Origin of the sequence: Plantactinospora sp. B24E8, assembly GCF_039871735.1 — a bacterium.
Taxonomy (GTDB): domain Bacteria; phylum Actinomycetota; class Actinomycetes; order Mycobacteriales; family Micromonosporaceae; genus Plantactinospora.
On sequence record NZ_JBDPMH010000003.1, the window covers coordinates 315628 to 332966 of the forward strand.

A 17339-nucleotide genomic window follows, 5' to 3' on the forward strand; every position below is an offset into this window, starting at 1 on the left:
CTCCGCCTCGGTGCGGCCCGCGAATCGCAATGACGTATCCGTATGCCGATCGCGGGGACGGAGCGTGTGCGAGCCGAGCGAGACTTGGGAGAACAGAGGTTCTGGCTCGTATATTCTCCATTGGAATGCAAGGCTAATGATCAGCCCTAATTAGTCTCATGTGTTCTCGGAGGCGAGTGACAAAAAGAGAGGCCGAAGACTCGAAACGTGCGGCACTGCGGGAAGGTCTCCGCCGCCACTCCGCGCCCTTAACCAAACTGAGGATTCATGCGGACAACCACCATCGGTGATGTAAAGATCCTGCTCCCGGACCTCGACCCGGAAGATCTTGACAACGTCACCGACCCGACGAGCGACCTCACCGAGGCCAGCATCGAGGGCGTCTCCTGGCGCGGCACCCAACTGGAAGACGTCAGCATCCGTAGCAGCCGGATCGCCGGCGCGGACCTCAGCGAGAGTACCTGGGAAGCCGGAGCCATCTGGGGCAGCGAAATCGCCCGCACCGACCTCTCCGGCTCAACCCTGTCCGGGATCACCATCGAACGCTGCGCGTTCACCGGCTCGCGGTTCACCGGTACCCGGCTCACCGACGTACGCCTGAAAGACGTCCTCTTCGACGGCTGCCGCTTCGACTACGCCACCTTCCAACGCGTCGTCGCCGCTGGAGCCACAGCCTTCACCAACTGCATTCTCACCAACGGCAGGTGGTCCTCCTGCCGACTACCCAAAATCGTCATCAGGTCCTGCCAGTTGACCGATCTTGAACTCGATTCCTGCCAGCTCCAGGGCGCTGACCTCCGGGGCAACCGCCTCCACGATCTGAAGACGGCACTCGTCAACCTGCACGGGGTCACCCTCGGCCAAGACCAACTCCCCGAACTCGCCCAGTTGGTCATCGCGGAGCTACGCGTTGACGTGCGGGCCGACTGAAACGCGGAGTCCGAGCCGTCCGGCCCGTACTCGGTGACAGCCGGCACGGCGTCCAGCTTGACGAACCCTTCGCCGCTCTCAGCGCCGGCCGGGCCGCTCCTTCCGGGTAGTTAGCCGGCCGACTCGTTGTGCTTGCGCACGAGGTCAGGCAGCTCGGCCAGTGAGTCGAGCTGGAACAGGCAGCGGTCGCTGACCGCGTGATCGTCGAGGATGTGCCCCCAGGGGCCGCGACGGACCAGGGCGGTCGCGATCCCGGCCTGCTGCGCCGGCAGGAGAACACGCTCGCGATCACCCCTTGATTGTGCCCCCGGACACGCAGAGTGATCTACGAGGGTCCGTGTGCCCGGAGTCGCCGGGCGCAGACGGGCAGGCTCGGCTCATCGGCGATGACCGCGAGGACAGGCGGACGGAGGATTGCGAAGGGTTGGCGCAGTTGCCTTGTCCGGACATGGGGCGCCACTGTCGGACCACCTCGTGTGTGGGGTGTTGTACAGCGTCCTTGGCTCGCCATCGTTGCGCGTTGAAACGCCATCGAGCAACGTGGACCGCGCGCAGTTGATCGGCGCCGCTCGACAGCAGGGAATCCACGACAGGCCCGAATCGGCCTGAGGCGTGCACGGCTCACGGCCTGGTCAGCGGGGGCGGTCCGATGCGCTGCCACCCCCGTTGAGCAGTGGATATCTCTGCATGGCAACGATCTACTTGAATGTTCTGAAACTTTGTGGCAATCTCGAGTTCATCGACGTGTAGCGCCTCCCCTGTCTCCGGTGCCACTTGCCTGGCTTTTGCCTGGACCTGGATGTTAGCGCTAACACCACGTACCCGGTTCGTCTCCGGAAGGGCTGACGCAGATGAAAGACCTTGTACGTTCGAGCGGATCTCCGCAGCGACCAGGGCGGACCAAGGTGATGTTGTCGACGCTGGCGACCGGGTTGCTGGCCGCCGGCATGGTGCTGGTGCCCGCCGGCGCCGCCCACGCGGCCACCACCCTGGGCGCCTCGGCGGCGGAGAGGGGCCGCTACTTCGGCGCAGCGGTCGGTACGTACAAGTTCTCCGACAGCACGTACATGTCGGTGCTGAACCGCGAGTTCAACAGCCTGGTCGCCGAGAACGAGATGAAGTGGGACGCGACCGAGCCGCAGCGGGGCGTGTTCAACTACGGCGCCGGCGACCGTATCGTCAGCCACGCCCGATCGCAGGGCATGACCGTACGCGGGCACACCCTGTTGTGGCACGCCCAGCAGCCCGGCTGGGCGCAGAACCTCTCCGGCAGTGACCTGCGCAACGCCGCCATCAACCATGTCACCCAGGTGGCCACCCACTTCCGGGGGCAGATCCACTCCTGGGACGTGGTGAACGAGGCGTTCGCCGACGGGGGCAGCGGGGGCCGGCGTGACTCGAACCTGCAGCGCACCGGCAACGACTGGATCGAGGCCGCGTTCCGGGCCGCCGACGCCGCCGACCCGAACGCCAAGCTCTGCTACAACGACTACAACACCGACGGGATCAACGCGAAGTCGACAGGCATCTACAACATGGTGCGCGACTTCAAGTCCCGGGGCGTACCGATCGACTGCGTCGGGTTCCAGTCACACCTGGGCACCACGATTCCCAGCGACTACCAGGCCAACCTGCAACGCTTCGCCGACCTCGGGGTCGACGTGCAGATCACCGAGCTGGACGTCACCCAGGGAGGTAATCAGGCCAACATCTATGCCACCGTCACCCGGGCCTGCCTGGCGATCTCCCGCTGCACCGGCATCACGGTCTGGGGTGTCCGGGACTGTGACTCCTGGCGCGGCAGCGACAATGCCCTGCTGTTCGACTGCGCCGGCAACAAGAAGGCCGCGTACACGGCGGTCCTCGACGCCCTCAACGGCGGCACGAACCCGAACCCCCCGAGCGGCAACAGGCTGCGCAACGAGGCGTCCGGCCGGTGCCTGGATGTCAACGGCGCCAGCTCGGCCAACGGTACCCAGATGCTCATCTGGGACTGTCACAGCGGGGCCAACCAGCAGTTCACCCAGAACGGGCGGGCGTTGCAGGTGATGGGCAAGTGCCTGGACGTGCCGAACAACGCCGCCGCCGGCACCCGGGCGCAGATCTGGGACTGCAGCGGCGCCGCGAACCAGCAGTGGACTGTCAACAGCAACGGCACGATCAGCAACGCTCAGACCGGACTGTGCCTGGACGTCAACGGCAACAACACCGCCAACGGCACCGCCGTGATCGTGTGGAGCTGCCACGGCAACGCCAACCAACGCTGGACAAGGGCCTGAGATGCGGAAGGACACGCGGGACCGGTCCGGCTCGGACCGGTCCCGCGCGGCCTCACCCGACCGCTTTCCGTGGACAGTGGCGCACTGCTGACGCGGGCTCCTGATCCGCGGGTTCGGGGTTCGAGTCCCCTGGCGGCGCGGCGCCGCCGGTCACCGGGTGGCCGCCGCGCTGGCCGCCTACGGGTCCTCGCCGGGCGGCGATCCGCTCACGGTCGGTACCCTGCCGCCGCCGTGGTCCGCCCGGTGGGCGTCACCGCGGGCGAGGGCGTGTAGCCGAGTTCCGCGGAGATCTTGTTCGCGGTCTCCAGCAGCAGCGGAAGGTTGGTCTTCAGCTCGTCGAGGCTTGCGATGACCTCGATCGCGGTGAGGGAGACGGCGGCGACGACCTGGCCGCGGTAGTCCCTGATCGGTGCCGCCACGCACATGACGTAGGCGTCGTGCTCGCCGTTGTCGGTGGCCCAGCCGTTCTCGCGGATGCGGGAGAGTTCGGCTTCCAGGCGGTCGCGGTCGGCGAAGGTTGTGTCGGTGAACTGCTCGAAGACGACGTGGGAGAGGAGCCGATCGCGTTCCTCGCGGGGCAGGTACGTCAGTATGATCTTGCCGACGGCGCTCGCGTAGAGCGATACCGCGCGTCCCACCCGGGACGGCAGCTTCACGGCGTCGAAGGCCCGGCTGTCGACCTTGTCGATATAGACGATCTCGTCGCCGGTCAGTTGCGCCAGGTGTACGGTGTGCCCGGTCTCGCGTTGCAGGGTACGTAGCTGCGTGGCGGCGAGTTGTCGCAGGTCCATGGAGCCGAGCGCGAGTTCCGACAGTTCGATCAGTCCGCTGCCGAGCACGTAGGTCCCCGCACCGGTCCGGCGGACGAATCTCTCGGACTCCAGGGTCTGCAGTGTCCGCAGGGCGGTGGACTTGTGGACGCCGAGCACGTCCGCCGCCTCGGTGAGCGTCAGCGGGTGCTCTGCCGATCGACGCAGAAGGTCGATCGCGCGGCGAATCGACTGCGACACAGCCGGTCTCCCTCGTGCGATGGATGGGTTCGTCGGTTTCGCGACCCGGTCGGTGACTGACTGTCGGTGACTGAGTGTCGCGAGTCGACGTTGCACATTATGCAATGTAGTTGACGCTCACTGCAATCTCCACTTGACGCCGTTGCGCATGGCGCTACGATCGTTGCAATTTTCCAGGACGACCTTGGCTTGTAACAGGAGCGTAACGATGAGTAAGAGATTTGCGCGCCTCGGTATCGCCGGGGCGACATGTGCGCTGGGCCTGGTGGCCGCCCTGCTGACCGGGTGCGGCTCCGACGGCGGCTCGAACGATGGCGTCGCCAAGCTGACCTTCGCCGCCTCGACCTTCGGCGACCCGGGCCGTGGGCCGCTGCTGACAGCCTGGCTCGACGAGTTCAACAAGAGCCAGGACAAGGTGCAGGTCTCCGCCGCGGCCGTGCCGTACCCGACCTTCGGGCAGACGGTGCTCACCCAGATGGGCAGCGGCAAGGGACCCGACCTGGTCCGCTTCGACATGCCCGAGTTCGAGGCCGCCGCCGACGCCGGCCTGATCGCGCCGCTCGACGACCTCATCGACGTCGGCAAGTACAACCTGCTCAAGCAGCCCGACCAGTTCATGGTGCACGACGGAGTCCGGCACGGCATCATCTTCGAGGCGTCGAACTACGCGATGTTCTACAACGCGGACCTGATCCCGCAGCCGCCGACCACGTACGAGCAGTTCTTCGCCACGGCGAAGTCGCTGACCAAGGGCGACGTGTACGGCCTGGCCTTCCGGCAGACGGAGGCCGAGGAAGCCGGCGTGTGGCAGGACATCTTCAACTACGTCTACGGCTTCGGTGGCGCCTGGTCGGACGGCAAGAACCTGACCATCAACTCGGCCGAGAACCTCAAGGGACTGCAGGCGTACAAGGACCTGTACGACGCGAACGTGATCCCGCGCGGCGCGGACGCGGCGACGTTCCGCCGGATGTTCGCCGAGGGCAAGGTCGGGATGGAGCTCAACAACGGCGGGTACGTGACCGCGACCCGTGGCCAGAACGCCAAGCTGAACTTCAGCGTCGCGCCCATCCCGTTTCCGGTCCGCAAGCAGGGCGCGATCCTCGCGCCGATCGTCATCAACGAGGCGAGTGAGGACAAGGAGGCGGCGGCCACCTTCATCCAGTGGACGCTGGAGCCGCAGAACCAGGTCAAGCTGCAGGAGATCCTGGGCGCGAGCAGCGTCGCGACCACCACCGAACGGAGCGCGGAGTCGCTCCAGAAGACCCCGTTCCTCCCGGTCTTCGACCAACTCACCGAGTCCAGCCTGCCGCAGATCGTGCTGGGCTTCGAGGCCAAAACGCCGGACATCCGCAAGGTGATCGTGGAGAACGTGATCGCGGCGCTGCAGGGCAAGGTGGACCTCAAGACCGCGTTGGACCGCGCCCAGCAACAGGCGAGCGAACTGGCCCGCTGACCGGCCCTCGACAAGGCGACGCGACGGCCTGGTGCGCGGCAGCCCCCTACCTGAGAAGGACCGAACTCGATGACTGTTGTCGAGCAGACCAGAACACCCGGAACGGTTCCCCGGTCCGGACCGCGGCGTCGCCGCAGCGGCGCGCTGGGTAGCAGGTGGACCCCCTACCTGTTCCTGGCGCCCGCCGCGCTGTTCATCCTCGTCTTCCAGGGGGTGCCGCTGGTCCAGGAGGTGTACCTCAGCTTCACCCGAACGACCCTGCTCAACCCCACCGGTGGCCAGTGGGTCGGGCTCGACAACTACGAGACGATCTTCGGCGACCCGGACTTCCGCCGTACCCTGCTGACCACCCTCGGCTACGTGATCGCCTGCGTCGTCTGCTCGGTCGGCTTCGGGCTCGGCGTCGCGCTCCTGCTGAACAAGGGTTTTCGCGGCCGGGGGGTGGCCCGGGCGCTGGTGACCATTCCCTGGGCCGCGCCCGGCATCGCGGTCGCGCTCATCGCGACCTGGATGCTCAACGCGCAGTACGGCATCGTCAACCGGGTCCTCGACGCGGTGGGGCTCGGCGTGCCGGGCGGCGCGATCCTGGACAGCCCGCGGTACGCGCTGCCGGCGGTGCTCGCGACGACCATCTGGCAACTGTTCCCGTTCACCTCGGTGGTGCTGCTCTCGGCGCTGCAGGCCGTACCGCAGGAACTCAACGAGGCGGCGATCATGGACGGTGCCGGACGGTGGGCCACCTTCCGCGCGGTCACCTGGCAGGTCGTCAAGCCGACCGTGGGACTACTGGCCGTGCTCATGACGATCTGGTCGCTGCGCCGGTTCGAGCTCATCTGGCTGATGACGAAGGGCGGTCCGGTCGGCGCGACCCGGACGCTCGTCATCGACCTCTACTCGCAGGCATTCGATTCGAAGAAACTCGGCGCGGCGGCGGCGATCGGCATGGTCGGCGTTGTCATCTCGCTCATCGTCATCATCGGCAGCCGACTCGTCGCCCGTGCCGTGGAGAAGGAGGACGTCCGATGAGGGGCTTCCGCTTCGGTGTCACGGCGCGGATCGTCGCCGTGCTCGCCGTGCTGGGTGTCGCGGTGTTCCCGCTGTACTGGATGCTTGTCACGGCGCTGTCGAGCAACGGCGACCTGTTCGCCGAGCGGCCACGGCTCATCCCCGACTTCAGCCAGTTCGGGGTCTTCGTCGACGCGCTGGCCGAGGGCAAGGCGGCCGGGTGGCTGCTCAACAGCCTGGTGATCGCGGTCGGCACGATGGTCCTCTCGGTCGGCCTCGGCATCCCGATCGCCTACGCGCTGTCCCGGTTCTCGTTCGCGGGCAAGGCCGCCCTGACCCTGGTGCTGCTGTTCACCCAGATGCTCCCCGAGGCGCTGATGGTGGTGCCGCTGTTCTCGCTGTTCCGCCGCTTCGACCTGCTCGACTCGCTGACCGGGCTCGTCCTGGTGAACTCGGCCTTCGTCCTGCCGATCGTCGCGCTGATCCTCAAGGGCGCGCTCGACGGCATCCCGCGGGAACTGGAGGAGGCGGCGCGGGTCGACGGAGGGCGACCGCTTGTCGTCCTGACCCGGATAAACGTGCCGCTGATCGCCCCGTCGATCGCGGCGACAGCGGTCATCGCCTTCTTCCACGCCTGGAACGAGTACGTGTTCGCGGTGACCTTCATCTTCACGCCGGAGCTGCAGCCGGCGTCGGTCGGCATCGCGAACTTCATCGGCGAACTGGGCACACCCATCCAGACGGTGATGGCTGTCGCCTTCATGTTCACCCTGCCCGCCGTCGCCTTCTACCTGCTGGTGCAGAAGTACGTCGTCTCCGGCATGACCGCCGGGGCCGTGAAGGGTTGATCCGGAACATGAAGATCGTCTCGGTCGACGCGCTTGTCGTCGACTTTTACCGTACGAACCTTGTCATCGTGCGGGTCCACACCGACGAGGGGATCGTCGGTCTCGGCGAGGCCACCCTGGAGGGCAAGGAACGGGCCGTCCAGGGCGCGGTCGCCGAGGTCGCCGAGGCGGTCGTGGGTCTGGACCCCACCCGCATCTCGAAGATCCTCTACGAACTCGCCCGGGACTGGTACTGGCGCGGTGGGCCGGTCATCATGACCGCCCTGAGCGCGCTGGAGATGGCCCTGTGGGACATCTCGGCCCGGGACCTCGGCGTTCCGGTCTCCCGGCTGCTCGGGGGTGCGACCCGGGACCGGGTTCGCGCGTACGCGAACGGCTGGTTCTCCGGAGCCGTCACCCCCGAGGAGTACGCGGCCGCCGCCCGCGCGACGGTAGGGGCCGGTTTCCGTGGCCTCAAGTGGGATCCGTTCGAGAACTACGACATGACCATCACCACCCGGCAGTTGGACCGGGTACTCGCCCAGGTCGACGCCGTCCGCGGCGCGGTGGGGCGCGACGTCGAGCTGTTCATCGAGGGGCACGGCCGGTTCGACGTCCGGCACGCGATCACCATCGCCAGGGAGATCGCACCGTTCGACCCGGTGTGGTTCGAGGAGCCGTGCCCGCCGGACAACCTCGACGCCCTGGTCGACATCCGCCGCGCCTCGCCGGTGCCGATCGCCGCCGGCGAGCGGTGGTACGGCCGGCAGGGTTTCGCCCCGGCGCTGGCCCGGCAGGCGGTCGACTTCGTCCAGCCGGACGTCACGCACGCCGGCGGAATCGCCGAACTCGCCTTCATCTCCACGCTCGCCGCGACCAGTTACGTGGGCTTCGCGCCGCACAACCCGAGCGGTCCGCTCAGCACCGCCGCGACGCTCCAACTCGCCGCGGCCCTGCCGAACTTCCGGTACCTGGAGATCATGGCGACCGACGTGCCGTGGCGCCCCGAGATCACCAACGAGCGGCTGGTGCTGACCGACGACGGTGACGTGCTCATCCCGTCCGGCGTGGTGGGGCTGGGCATCGAGCTCGACCTCGCCGCGATCGAGCGGCACCCGTTCACCCCGCACCCGCTCCGCATGTTCCGCGACGCCGTGTACGACATCCGACCCCGTGACGAGCGGTCGTACTTCAACCTGGAGAGCACCTCATGACGCTGCCACCGCCCCGGGCGCTCGCCACCGACCCGGACCGGGTCGGCGCCTCCACCGGCCCGGACTGGGTCGGCACCGCCGCCGAGGCGCTGCCGGACGACATCGAGCGGAGCCTGCTCGTCGGCCGGATCTGGGATCCCACCGTCGACGGACCCTCGCCGGTGATCGTCCGGGACGGCGAAGTCCTCGACGTGAGTCACCGGTTCCCGACCGTACGGGACATCTGCGAGCTGCCCGATCCCGCCGCGGTCGTGGCCGAGCTCGACGGGCCGCGGCTGGGCAGCTTCGAGGAGATCCTGGCCAACACGGACGCCACGACCCGGGACCACACCCGGCCGTGGCTGCTCACCCCGGTCGACCTCCAGGCGCTGAAGGCGGCCGGGGTGACCTTCCCCGTCTCGATGATCGAACGGGTCATCGAGGAGCGGGCCGGCGGCGACCTGGCGCTCGCGGCGGACCTCCGTCGTCGCACGATCGCCGACATCGGCGCCGACCTGCACACCCTGGCGCCGGGCTCGGTCGAGGCGGAGCGGCTCAAGGTCATGCTGGTCGCCGAGGGAGTCTGGAGCCAGTACCTGGAGGTGGGACTCGGACCGGACGCCGAGATCTTCACCAAGGGTCAGATCCTCTCCGCGGTCGGCACCGCCGTCCCGGTCGGCGTGCTCGCCGCGTCGACCTGGAACAACCCGGAACCCGAGGTCGCGCTCATCGTGCAGTCCAGCGGCCGGATCGTCGGTGCCACCCTCGGTAACGACGTGAACCTCCGGGACGTCGAGGGACGGTCCGCGCTCCTGCTCCCACGGGCGAAGGACAACAACGCCTCGTGCGCCCTCGGGCCCCTGATCCGGCTGTTCGACGACCGGTTCAACCTGGACCGGGTACGCGAGCTCGAAGTACGCCTACAGGTCAGTGGGGTGGACGGCTTCCAGTTGACGGCGGTGTCGGAGATGGCCCGGATGTCCCGGGACCCCGCGACGCTGGTGCAGCAACTGATCGGCCCGCATCACCACTATCCCGACGGCGCGGTGTTGATGCTCGGCACCATGTTCGCGCCCATCCAGGACCGGGACCGGCCGGGCGAGGGGTTCACCCACAAGCTCGACGACGTGGTGCGGATCAGCGCTCCCGCGCTCGGCACCCTGGTCAACCGGGTCCGCCACGCCGAGGAGTGCGAGCCCTGGCAGTTCGGGGTCCGCGATCTGATGGGCAACCTTGTCAGGAGAGGACTGCTGTGAACGTGATCACCACCGTCGACCCGAGCAACGGTCGGCGTCGGACGACCGACCTCACCGAGACCGACGAGAACCGGTTGGCGGTGATCGCCGACGAGGCGTCCCGGGCGGCGCGGTGGCTCGCCGGCCTGGGGCGGCCCGGCCGCGCCGACCTGCTCGACGCGATCGCCGACGCGCTGGAGTCCCGGCGCGCGGATCTGGTCGCGACGGCGCGGTCGGAGACCGGGCTGGGGCACCCGCGACTCGATCAGGAACTCACCCGGTCGGCGGTCCAGCTGCGGATGTTCGGCGACGTGCTGCGCGACGGCGGGTACCTCGAGGCCGCCATCGACCACGCCGCCGACACGCCGCTCGGGCGCGGTCCGGACCTGCGGCGGATGCTCGTCCCCCTGGGGCCGGTCGCCGTTTTCGGGGCCAGCAACTTCCCGTTCGCCTTCTCGGTCGTCGGCGGTGACACCGCCGCCGCGTTGGCCGCCGGTTGCCCCGTCGTGGTGAAGGCCCACCCGTCCCACCCGCTGACGTCGCACGCGTCCGGTGCGGCGATCGAGTCGGCGGTCCGGGGGATGGGTGGTCCGGCTGGCGTGCTCGCCCTGGTGTACGGGGAGCAGGCCGGCCGCGCGCTGGTGAGCCACCCCGTCATCCGGGCGGCCGCGCTGACCGGCTCCCTCGGTGCCGCCCGGGCCATCCAGGCGGCCATCGACGAACGCCCCGATCCCATCCCGTTCTACGCCGAGCTGAGCAGCGTCAACCCGATCGTCGTCCTGCCGGCGGCAGCCGCGACCCGGGGAGAGCAGATCGCCGAGGGGCTGTTCGGCTCCTTCACCGGCTCGGGCGGACAACTGTGCACCAAACCCGGGCTGGCGTTCGTCCCGGCCGACCCCGCCGGCGACCGGCTCGTCGAGGCGCTCCGCGAGCGGGTCGCCTCGGCCGGCGGCGCGGTGCTGCTCAACGAACGCATCCGGGACGCCTTCGTCGAACGGGCGGCGGCGATCGGGCGCGCCGGTGCCCGCCTCGCGGCGCGGCCCGAGGTCGGCCCGGGCGATGGTTTCACCGTCGCGCCGGTTCTGCTGGAGGTCGACCTGTCGGGCCTGACCGCCGAGATCGCCGACGAGTGCTTCGGGCCGCTGATGGTGGTGGTCCGCTATCGCGAGGTCGCCGAGCTCGACGCGGTGCTCGCCACCGTCCCGCCGTCGCTCACCGGGGCCATCCACAGCGGACCGCTGGATGACGCCGGCGAGATCCGCCGGCTGGTCGACGTGCTTGTCGAACGTTCGGGCCGGATCGTCTTCGACGGCTATCCGACCGGCGTCCGGGTCTCGTGGGCGCAGCACCACGGCGGACCCTGGCCGTCGACCAACTCGGTGCACACCTCCGTGGGTGCCACGTCGATCCGGCGATTCCTTCGCCCGTTCGCCTGGCAGGACGCGCCGGAGTGGCTCCTGCCGGAGGAACTCAGGGACGAAGCCGCCGGGATCGCCCGACGAGTGGACGGGAGGTGGGAACCGGCCCAGCCGTGACGGCCTGAACCCCCGCGTCACCCGCGCCGGGCCGGCGGCGCGGGATCGACGCTGCCTGGACCCGGTCGGCTACCACCCGTACCGCTCCGCGCGTGCCAACTATCGGTTCACCTCCACCACCGCTGAAGCGGATCGTACACAGTGGACTCGCCGCTCCGGTCGTCGCCTACTACAAGGGCGACACGCTGTTCAACGCGTCGCGGAGCGCGCCGGTGGGCGACAGGTAGGCCAGGGTCGTCTCGGTAGCCGTGGCCATCCTGCTCCTGGTGGATCGCCCGGAGCAGGATGGCCACGGCCGCCGGCGGTGGGTCCCGCGCGGTGCACAAGTCGCGCCGCGGTCTCGAGGCCGACATCTGGGGACGGCCGTGCGGACGCGGCCGTCCCCAGGTGGGGCGCTGCGGATGTGGCGGGACTCGTCCCGGGGCTCAGCGGTTCGTCGGCCCGCCGCCGGAGGTCGGCTGGACCCGCTCGAACCGTACCCGGCTCAGCCATCCGGGGAGGTCACTGAGCACGTACAACTCGCCGTGCACGTCGGCGTCGATCGCGGTCGGCTGGATGGGGAAGTTGCCGATCGTGGCGGACTCGTAGCCGCCGTTGGGCTTGGGGCGTACGGCGAACGCGAGGGTCGAACAGTAGTCGCTCGCCACGTAGGTGCCCCACGCCTCCGGGGTGGCGGACCCTCGGTACACCACGCCGCCGGTCACCGAGCAGCTCTCCGTCATGAAGTGTTCGTACTCGAAGACCGGGTCGGTGTACCGCACGCCGGGCCGGCACTGCTCCGGGTCGAACACCGGGGTGCCCTCCCGGCAGGACCAGCCGAGGTTCGCCCCACGTTGCCACGGGCGGATGTGGTTGATCTCCTCGACCAGGCCCTGGCCGACGTCACCGATCCAGAGGGAGTTGTCGACCGGGTCGACGGAGAACCGCCACGGGTTGCGCAGGCCGTAGACCCAGATCTCCGGCCGTGCGCCGCGCGTGTGGACGAACGGGTTGTCGGAGGGTACGCAGTAGGGCTTCGCCCCGCAGGTGCGGTTGACGTCGATCCGCACGATCTTGCCGAGCAGGGTGCCGAGGTTCTGGCCGGACTTGAACGGGTCGTTCGCGTGGCCGCCGTCGCCGAGGGACCAGTAGAGGTAGCCGTCGCGGCCGAAGGCCACCTGTCCGCCGTTGTGGTTGTTGTACTCAGCGTGCTCCTGGGTGAGCAGCACCTGCAGCCGGTCAGGTGCGCTGATCGGCAGTCGCGCCAGGGTCAGTGCGCCGGCCGGCAGGCTCGTGTAGGCCACGTAGAGCATCCCGGTCCGCGCGAAGTTCGGCGCAGGGGTGATGCCGAGGAGGCCGCGCTCGTTGCCGGACGTGTCGATCCGGGCGGTCAGGTCGAGCACCGGCTCGGCAGCCAGGCCGGTGTCGGGGTGGTAGGCGCGGACGGTGCCGTTCTTCTCCGCGATCAGCATCCGGCCGTCCGGCAGCCCGGTGAGCGCGATCGGACGCTGCAGACCGAAGGCCACCTGTTCGGACACCACGGTCAGCTCGGTGAGTGGCACCGGGCGGGTGTGGGGTGGGCCGGCCACGGCGGTGCCGGCCACCGACGCCGGTGGCAACAGGAGTGCGGACAGGGCCAGAACGAGCAGGCTGGCCAGCCTGGTGGCCGGGCGACGACGCGGTCGCGACATGTGTCAGCTCCTCGGGCAGGTGGTGTGGAGGACGCGATCTGGGAGCTTTCCCACACTACATCTACCATGGTCAATGTCCAACCTGTCATCCCGGCTCGCCGCCGTCCCGGTCGGAGCAGGACTCTCGGTCGACAGGACGGCGCGGACGCGACCACGATCGTCTCCATCGGGACGTCCTGCGGACGATCTGAGTGGCACGCTCCGGTCCACTGCTGTCACTCTCCGTCGCGTTCGGCGAGCCGCTTGAGGTTCAGCAACTGTCGGCGGGCCATCACCAGGTCGCCGACGCAGAGCCCGAGCGCGACCAGCCGGTTCGTCCGCATGACGACCTTGAGCAGCAGGCGTGTGAGGTGGTCCTCGACGGGGACGAGGAGGTAGGACATGACGGCGCCCATGATCTCCCCGGTGAGCTGTTGTCCCGGGGCGACCGAGAGGATCCGGCCCTGCGCACGTCCGGCGACGGCGGTGAACGGCTCTCCCACGGTCGGCTCGGGCAGGCCGGCCAACCGTCGGGGCGAGCGGCGGCCGAGATTGTCGATCCAGTCGTACGAGTACGGCGCGAGCCGCACCTGGGCCACCCACGGCCACACCGCCGTCGTGGGCGCGTCGACGCGTACCCCTCGCCAGGCCTGCAGGGTGGGTGCGGCGACGAAGTCGTCGCACGGGTAGGGGCGCGAGACGTCGTCGTCGGTCACGCCCCAGCGGTCACCGAGCATGCGCCCGCCGTCCCGCCCGGCCCGGCGCCAGCGTGGTACGCGGATCCACGGCGACGGTGCCGCCGAAGTCGTCGACGAGCCGGCCGAGGGACGTGATGACGCGCTGTTGCTGTGCCGGCGGCCGGGGCAGGTACGGTTCGAGCATCTGCGCCGGCGTCGGCCGGGCGGTCTCGGACAGGTCGGCTATCGGCCCGAACGCGTCCATCGCCTCACGCCCACATCCTCACGGTCAGACGGCGAGCAAGCCAGGGGCAGGATACGGCTCGCGGAGCAGGTGCCGACCTTCGCGGCTATCCACAGATAACCGAAACTTTTGGTTTGAGAAACCTGGCCCCGTCTGCAAACCTGAAGGTCATCGATCGATGTGACCGCTAACATGATCTCTTTTGTCTGTGGAGGCCCGCCCGCCTGACGAGCACCCTGGCTCCGCTCGCCGCTGACCCGTTCCGCCACCCTAAAAGAGCCAACGCCGCCATGGCCACCGTCCGGTCGGACAGGTGACTGTTATCGCTCACCATGTCACCGCCTCGTGCGCTCCGAGAGCCGGAAAACGTCGCAACGTCCCTCTGACGCAACTGGAGTATCAAGATGAATCCCCGGACCCGTCCCTCCGGGCGTCGATTCCGAACTCTCGTGTTCTCCGGAGTCGCCGCTGTAGTCACGTCGACACCAGGAACGGGCGGAACCGGAGCGGCGGGCTCGGCACACGCCGAACCTGCGCTTCGGCAGCGCCGCCGTCCGTGCCTTCCTGCCGTCAGAACGTCGTTGTTGTCACTCGCGGTGCTCGTCGCCGCCGTGTCGCCGGCCGTGGTGGCGAATCAGATGCCGGCCTCGGCCGCCGCCCAGGAAACCTACTACGTCGCTCCCGACGGCAACGACAGCAACCCGGGAACGATCACCTCACCCTTCAGAACGCTACAACGCGCGCGGGACGTCGTTCGCACGGTGAACGCGAACATGACCGGCGACATCCAGGTGTACCTTCGCGGCGGAATCTATCCGGTGAGCAGCACGATCGAGTTCGGGCCGGGCGACTCCGGCACCAACGGTCACCGGGTCGTCTACTCCGCCTACCCCAACGAGACGCCGGTGCTCGACGGCGGTGTGCGGGTGACCGGGTGGACCCAGCACAGTGGCAACATCTGGAAGGCGCCGCTCGACCGGGCCAACAAGCTGCGGGCGCTCTATGTCAACGACAAGCGCGCGTTCATGGCCTCGAAGACGATCAGCTCGGCCGGATGCTACGGGACGTACACCGTCACGGCCGGGCAAGCCGCATGGGCCTGGGAATCGGGGTCGCAGTGTGACGGCGCCAGGTACAGCCTGAACGACTTTCCCGCCATCGCCCGCAACCATGACGATATCGAGATCGAGACGGGGACGACCTGGACCACGGCCTTCGTCGGAGTCCGCCAGGTGACCACCAGCTCCGACGGTGCGAACCGGGTAGCCCTCTTCCAGCAACCAGGTGCGGCCATCGCCCAGGGTGCGTTCAACGGCAACGCCCAGGTCGGCGGCACCCACAAACTCATGAACGCCTACGAGTTCCTGGACACGCCGGGCGAGTTCCACTTCGACAAGACCAGTCGCACCCTGTACTTCTACAAGGGCAGCACCGAGAACATGTCGACCGCGACGGTGATCGCACCGAACAACGTGTCCACCCTGCTGCGGATCGCCGGCACCTCGACGAGCAGTCACGCGCGAAACATCACGTTCTCCGGTCTCACCGTGCAGCACTCCGACTGGAACCTGTTCACCGTCGCCGGCTCTGCCTTCAAGCAGGCGCAACAGGGCAATCTCGGCGCGCAGGCGTACGCCAGGGGAAACTTCCACGTCTACTACTACCGCAACGTCGACGTCACGCCCGGCATCATCCAGGTCCAGAACGCCGACGGGATCGTCCTGCAGCGTAACCGGGTCCAGCACACCGGCGCCGACGGAATCAACATGGTCAACGACGTGCAGGGCAGCCAGTTGGTCGGCAACCACACCAACGACATCGCCGGCTCCGCCATCACCGTGGGGCATCCCCAGCACGTCTACCTCGGAGACGGCACCTCGACCAACCGCGAGAAGTACTCCCCGCAGGTCGAGGGGTTGCCGAAGAACATCGACATCAGGAACAACCACCTCTACGACAGTGCGGTCCTGTTCAACGGACACAGCCCGATCTCGGCGTACTTCGTCGACACCCTCACCGTGCAGCGCAACCGGATCGAAAAAGCTCCGTGGTCGGGTATAACACTCGGTTGGGGGTGGTGGAACTTCGACGGGTCAGCGGGCTCGATCGCACCGAACCGGCCGACCACCACGGCGCGGAACAACACCATCAGCCACAACCACATCATCGACACGGTGCAGCGGCTCAGTGACACGGCTCCGATCTACACGCTCGGCAGCCAGCCGGGCACCATGATCACCAACAACTATCTCCAGGGCGTTCCCTCGGGCCACAAGTACGGACTCCACCCGGACGAGGGATCGGCGTACATCACGTTCCGGGACAACGTCCTGAGCATCGACAAGAACGTCACCTGGATGATCAATTCCGACGACTTCGGGCGGAAGCACGACCTGAGCATCACGCAGATCCACGGGCCGATCAACAAGGTCTCGAACAAGAATCTGCCGAACAGCACGATCGGCGACATCATCGTCTCCTCCGACTATGTCTGGCCGGCGGCGGCCTACGGCATCGCCGTCAACTCCGGACTCGAGGACGCGTACCGGGACATCGTCCCGGCGGGCGATCTCTCCCTGCCGAACCACGTCCTGCCGGCCAGCACGTTCGTCACCAGCGCGACGGCGTCGATCCCGATCCGCAGCACCGGCGACGCCACCAGCTCGGTCTGGCTGGCCCCCTCCGGCACCACCACCTTCACCGCCGGCCCGACCATGAGCAGGGCGTCCGGCACCGCCACGTCGATCGCCGTGCCGGCGTCGCCGGGTGAGTACCGGCTCTACGTCGTCGACGCCCAGGGCAACCGGTCGGCGGAGTCGACCTCCGTCGTCCGCCAGCAGAGCGGCGGCGGTCAGCAGGGCACGCAGCTCGTGGGCGGCCAGTCCGGCCGCTGCGTCGAGGTGCCCAACTCCACGACCGCCAACGGCACCCAGGTGCAGCTCTGGGACTGCGGCGGTGGCACCAACCAGCGGTGGACCTCCACCGCCGGCAGGCAACTGACGGTGTACGGCAACAAGTGCCTGGACGCCTCCGGGGCGGGCACGGCAAACGGCACCGCGGTCATCATCTGGGACTGCCACGGTGGGCTCAACCAGCAGTGGAACGTCAACACCAACGGGACCATCACAAACGTGCAGTCCGGGCTCTGCCTGGATGCCAACGGTGCCGCCACCGCCAACGGCACAAAGATCATCCTCTGGTCGTGCAACGGCGGCGCGAACCAGCGGTGGACCCTGCGTACCTGACGAACCTCACCCGGGGCCGGGCCGACCGGCCCGGCCCCGGGGCTGGTCGGCTTC

General features: G+C 68.4%; 13 protein-coding genes and 1 pseudogene. 9 read left to right on the forward strand and 5 right to left on the reverse strand.

All coding sequences use genetic code 11. The features are described 5' to 3' along the window. Positions 1–267 precede the first annotated feature (267 nt). The gene (locus tag ABGB21_RS07600; protein WP_347677017.1) at positions 268–930 is read left to right on the forward strand and encodes a pentapeptide repeat-containing protein; all 663 of its coding nucleotides are present in this window, start codon (positions 268–270) and stop codon (positions 928–930) included. Positions 931–1040: 110 nt separating this feature from the next. On the opposite strand, the pseudogene ABGB21_RS07605 reads toward ABGB21_RS07600, so the two are convergent. After that, a pseudogene (locus ABGB21_RS07605) lies at positions 1041–1223 on the reverse strand (haloacid dehalogenase); the annotation flags it as partial. A gap of 615 nt (positions 1224–1838) precedes the next feature. On the opposite strand from ABGB21_RS07605, the gene ABGB21_RS07610 reads away from it, so the two are divergent. Beyond that, positions 1839–3209, forward strand: a complete 1371-nt coding sequence (locus tag ABGB21_RS07610; protein WP_347677019.1) for an endo-1,4-beta-xylanase — start codon at positions 1839–1841, stop codon at positions 3207–3209. Positions 3210–3415: 206 nt separating this feature from the next. Here the strand turns inward: ABGB21_RS07610 and ABGB21_RS07615 are convergent, their stop codons facing one another. After that, positions 3416–4219: an IclR family transcriptional regulator gene (locus ABGB21_RS07615; protein WP_347677021.1), complete on the reverse strand. Its 804-nt coding sequence runs from the start codon at positions 4217–4219 to the stop codon at positions 3416–3418. Between the two features lie 208 nt (positions 4220–4427). Between ABGB21_RS07615 and ABGB21_RS07620 the strand changes: the two genes are divergently transcribed. The 6 genes from ABGB21_RS07620 to ABGB21_RS07645 all read left to right on the forward strand — a co-directional run bounded on the left by ABGB21_RS07620 (position 4428) and on the right by ABGB21_RS07645 (position 11470). After that, complete coding sequence (locus tag ABGB21_RS07620) at positions 4428–5675, forward strand: sugar ABC transporter substrate-binding protein (protein WP_347677023.1); 1248 nt, start codon at positions 4428–4430, stop codon at positions 5673–5675. Between the two features lie 69 nt (positions 5676–5744). Then, positions 5745–6701, forward strand: coding sequence for a sugar ABC transporter permease (locus tag ABGB21_RS07625; RefSeq protein ID WP_347677025.1), 957 nt, complete (start codon positions 5745–5747; stop codon positions 6699–6701). Next, positions 6698–7528: a carbohydrate ABC transporter permease gene (locus tag ABGB21_RS07630; RefSeq protein ID WP_347658252.1), complete on the forward strand. Its 831-nt coding sequence runs from the start codon at positions 6698–6700 to the stop codon at positions 7526–7528. The genes ABGB21_RS07625 and ABGB21_RS07630 overlap by 4 nt, the downstream gene beginning before the upstream one ends. 8 nt (positions 7529–7536) lie before the next feature. Further along, complete coding sequence (locus tag ABGB21_RS07635) at positions 7537–8721, forward strand: mandelate racemase/muconate lactonizing enzyme family protein (protein WP_347677028.1); 1185 nt, start codon at positions 7537–7539, stop codon at positions 8719–8721. Then, positions 8718–9956, forward strand: coding sequence for a fumarylacetoacetate hydrolase family protein (locus tag ABGB21_RS07640; RefSeq protein ID WP_347677030.1), 1239 nt, complete (start codon positions 8718–8720; stop codon positions 9954–9956). The genes ABGB21_RS07635 and ABGB21_RS07640 overlap by 4 nt, the downstream gene beginning before the upstream one ends. Next, on the forward strand, positions 9953–11470 hold the full coding sequence (locus tag ABGB21_RS07645) for an aldehyde dehydrogenase (NADP(+)) (RefSeq protein WP_347658249.1): 1518 nt from the start codon (positions 9953–9955) through the stop codon (positions 11468–11470). The genes ABGB21_RS07640 and ABGB21_RS07645 overlap by 4 nt, the downstream gene beginning before the upstream one ends. Positions 11471–11895: 425 nt before the next feature. Here the strand turns inward: ABGB21_RS07645 and ABGB21_RS07650 are convergent, their stop codons facing one another. From ABGB21_RS07650 to ABGB21_RS07660, 3 genes are all read right to left on the reverse strand, one after another. Further along, positions 11896–13140 (reverse strand): PQQ-dependent sugar dehydrogenase, encoded by a 1245-nt coding sequence (locus ABGB21_RS07650; protein ID WP_347658248.1) that lies wholly within the window; start codon positions 13138–13140, stop codon positions 11896–11898. 215 nt (positions 13141–13355) lie between these two features. Further along, positions 13356–13856 (reverse strand): polyketide cyclase, encoded by a 501-nt coding sequence (locus ABGB21_RS07655; RefSeq protein WP_347677032.1) that lies wholly within the window; start codon positions 13854–13856, stop codon positions 13356–13358. Continuing rightward, positions 13846–14061, reverse strand: a complete 216-nt coding sequence (locus tag ABGB21_RS07660; RefSeq protein ID WP_347658246.1) for a hypothetical protein — start codon at positions 14059–14061, stop codon at positions 13846–13848. Before ABGB21_RS07660 ends, ABGB21_RS07655 begins: the two co-directional genes overlap by 11 nt. A gap of 617 nt (positions 14062–14678) precedes the next feature. Here ABGB21_RS07660 and ABGB21_RS07665 point away from each other — a divergent pair. Next, positions 14679–17285, forward strand: coding sequence for a ricin-type beta-trefoil lectin domain protein (locus tag ABGB21_RS07665; protein ID WP_347658260.1), 2607 nt, complete (start codon positions 14679–14681; stop codon positions 17283–17285). Positions 17286–17339: the final 54 nt, after the last annotated feature.

Bases quoted from the DNA above. Each gene is read 5' to 3' on its own strand.
- ABGB21_RS07600 (WP_347677017.1), top strand. From the start codon at position 268: ATGCGGACAACCACCATCGGTGATGTAAAGATCCTGCTCCCGGACCTC.
- ABGB21_RS07610 (WP_347677019.1), top strand. From the start codon at position 1,839: ATGTTGTCGACGCTGGCGACCGGGTTGCTGGCCGCCGGCATGGTGCTG.
- ABGB21_RS07620 (WP_347677023.1), top strand. From the start codon at position 4,428: ATGAGTAAGAGATTTGCGCGCCTCGGTATCGCCGGGGCGACATGTGCG.
- ABGB21_RS07625 (WP_347677025.1), top strand. From the start codon at position 5,745: ATGACTGTTGTCGAGCAGACCAGAACACCCGGAACGGTTCCCCGGTCC.
- ABGB21_RS07630 (WP_347658252.1), top strand. From the start codon at position 6,698: ATGAGGGGCTTCCGCTTCGGTGTCACGGCGCGGATCGTCGCCGTGCTC.
- ABGB21_RS07635 (WP_347677028.1), top strand. From the start codon at position 7,537: ATGAAGATCGTCTCGGTCGACGCGCTTGTCGTCGACTTTTACCGTACG.
- ABGB21_RS07640 (WP_347677030.1), top strand. From the start codon at position 8,718: ATGACGCTGCCACCGCCCCGGGCGCTCGCCACCGACCCGGACCGGGTC.
- ABGB21_RS07650 (WP_347658248.1), bottom strand. From the start codon at position 13,140: ATGTCGCGACCGCGTCGTCGCCCGGCCACCAGGCTGGCCAGCCTGCTC.
- ABGB21_RS07655 (WP_347677032.1), bottom strand. From the start codon at position 13,856: ATGCTCGGTGACCGCTGGGGCGTGACCGACGACGACGTCTCGCGCCCC.
- ABGB21_RS07660 (WP_347658246.1), bottom strand. From the start codon at position 14,061: ATGGACGCGTTCGGGCCGATAGCCGACCTGTCCGAGACCGCCCGGCCG.
- ABGB21_RS07665 (WP_347658260.1), top strand. From the start codon at position 14,679: ATGCCGGCCTCGGCCGCCGCCCAGGAAACCTACTACGTCGCTCCCGAC.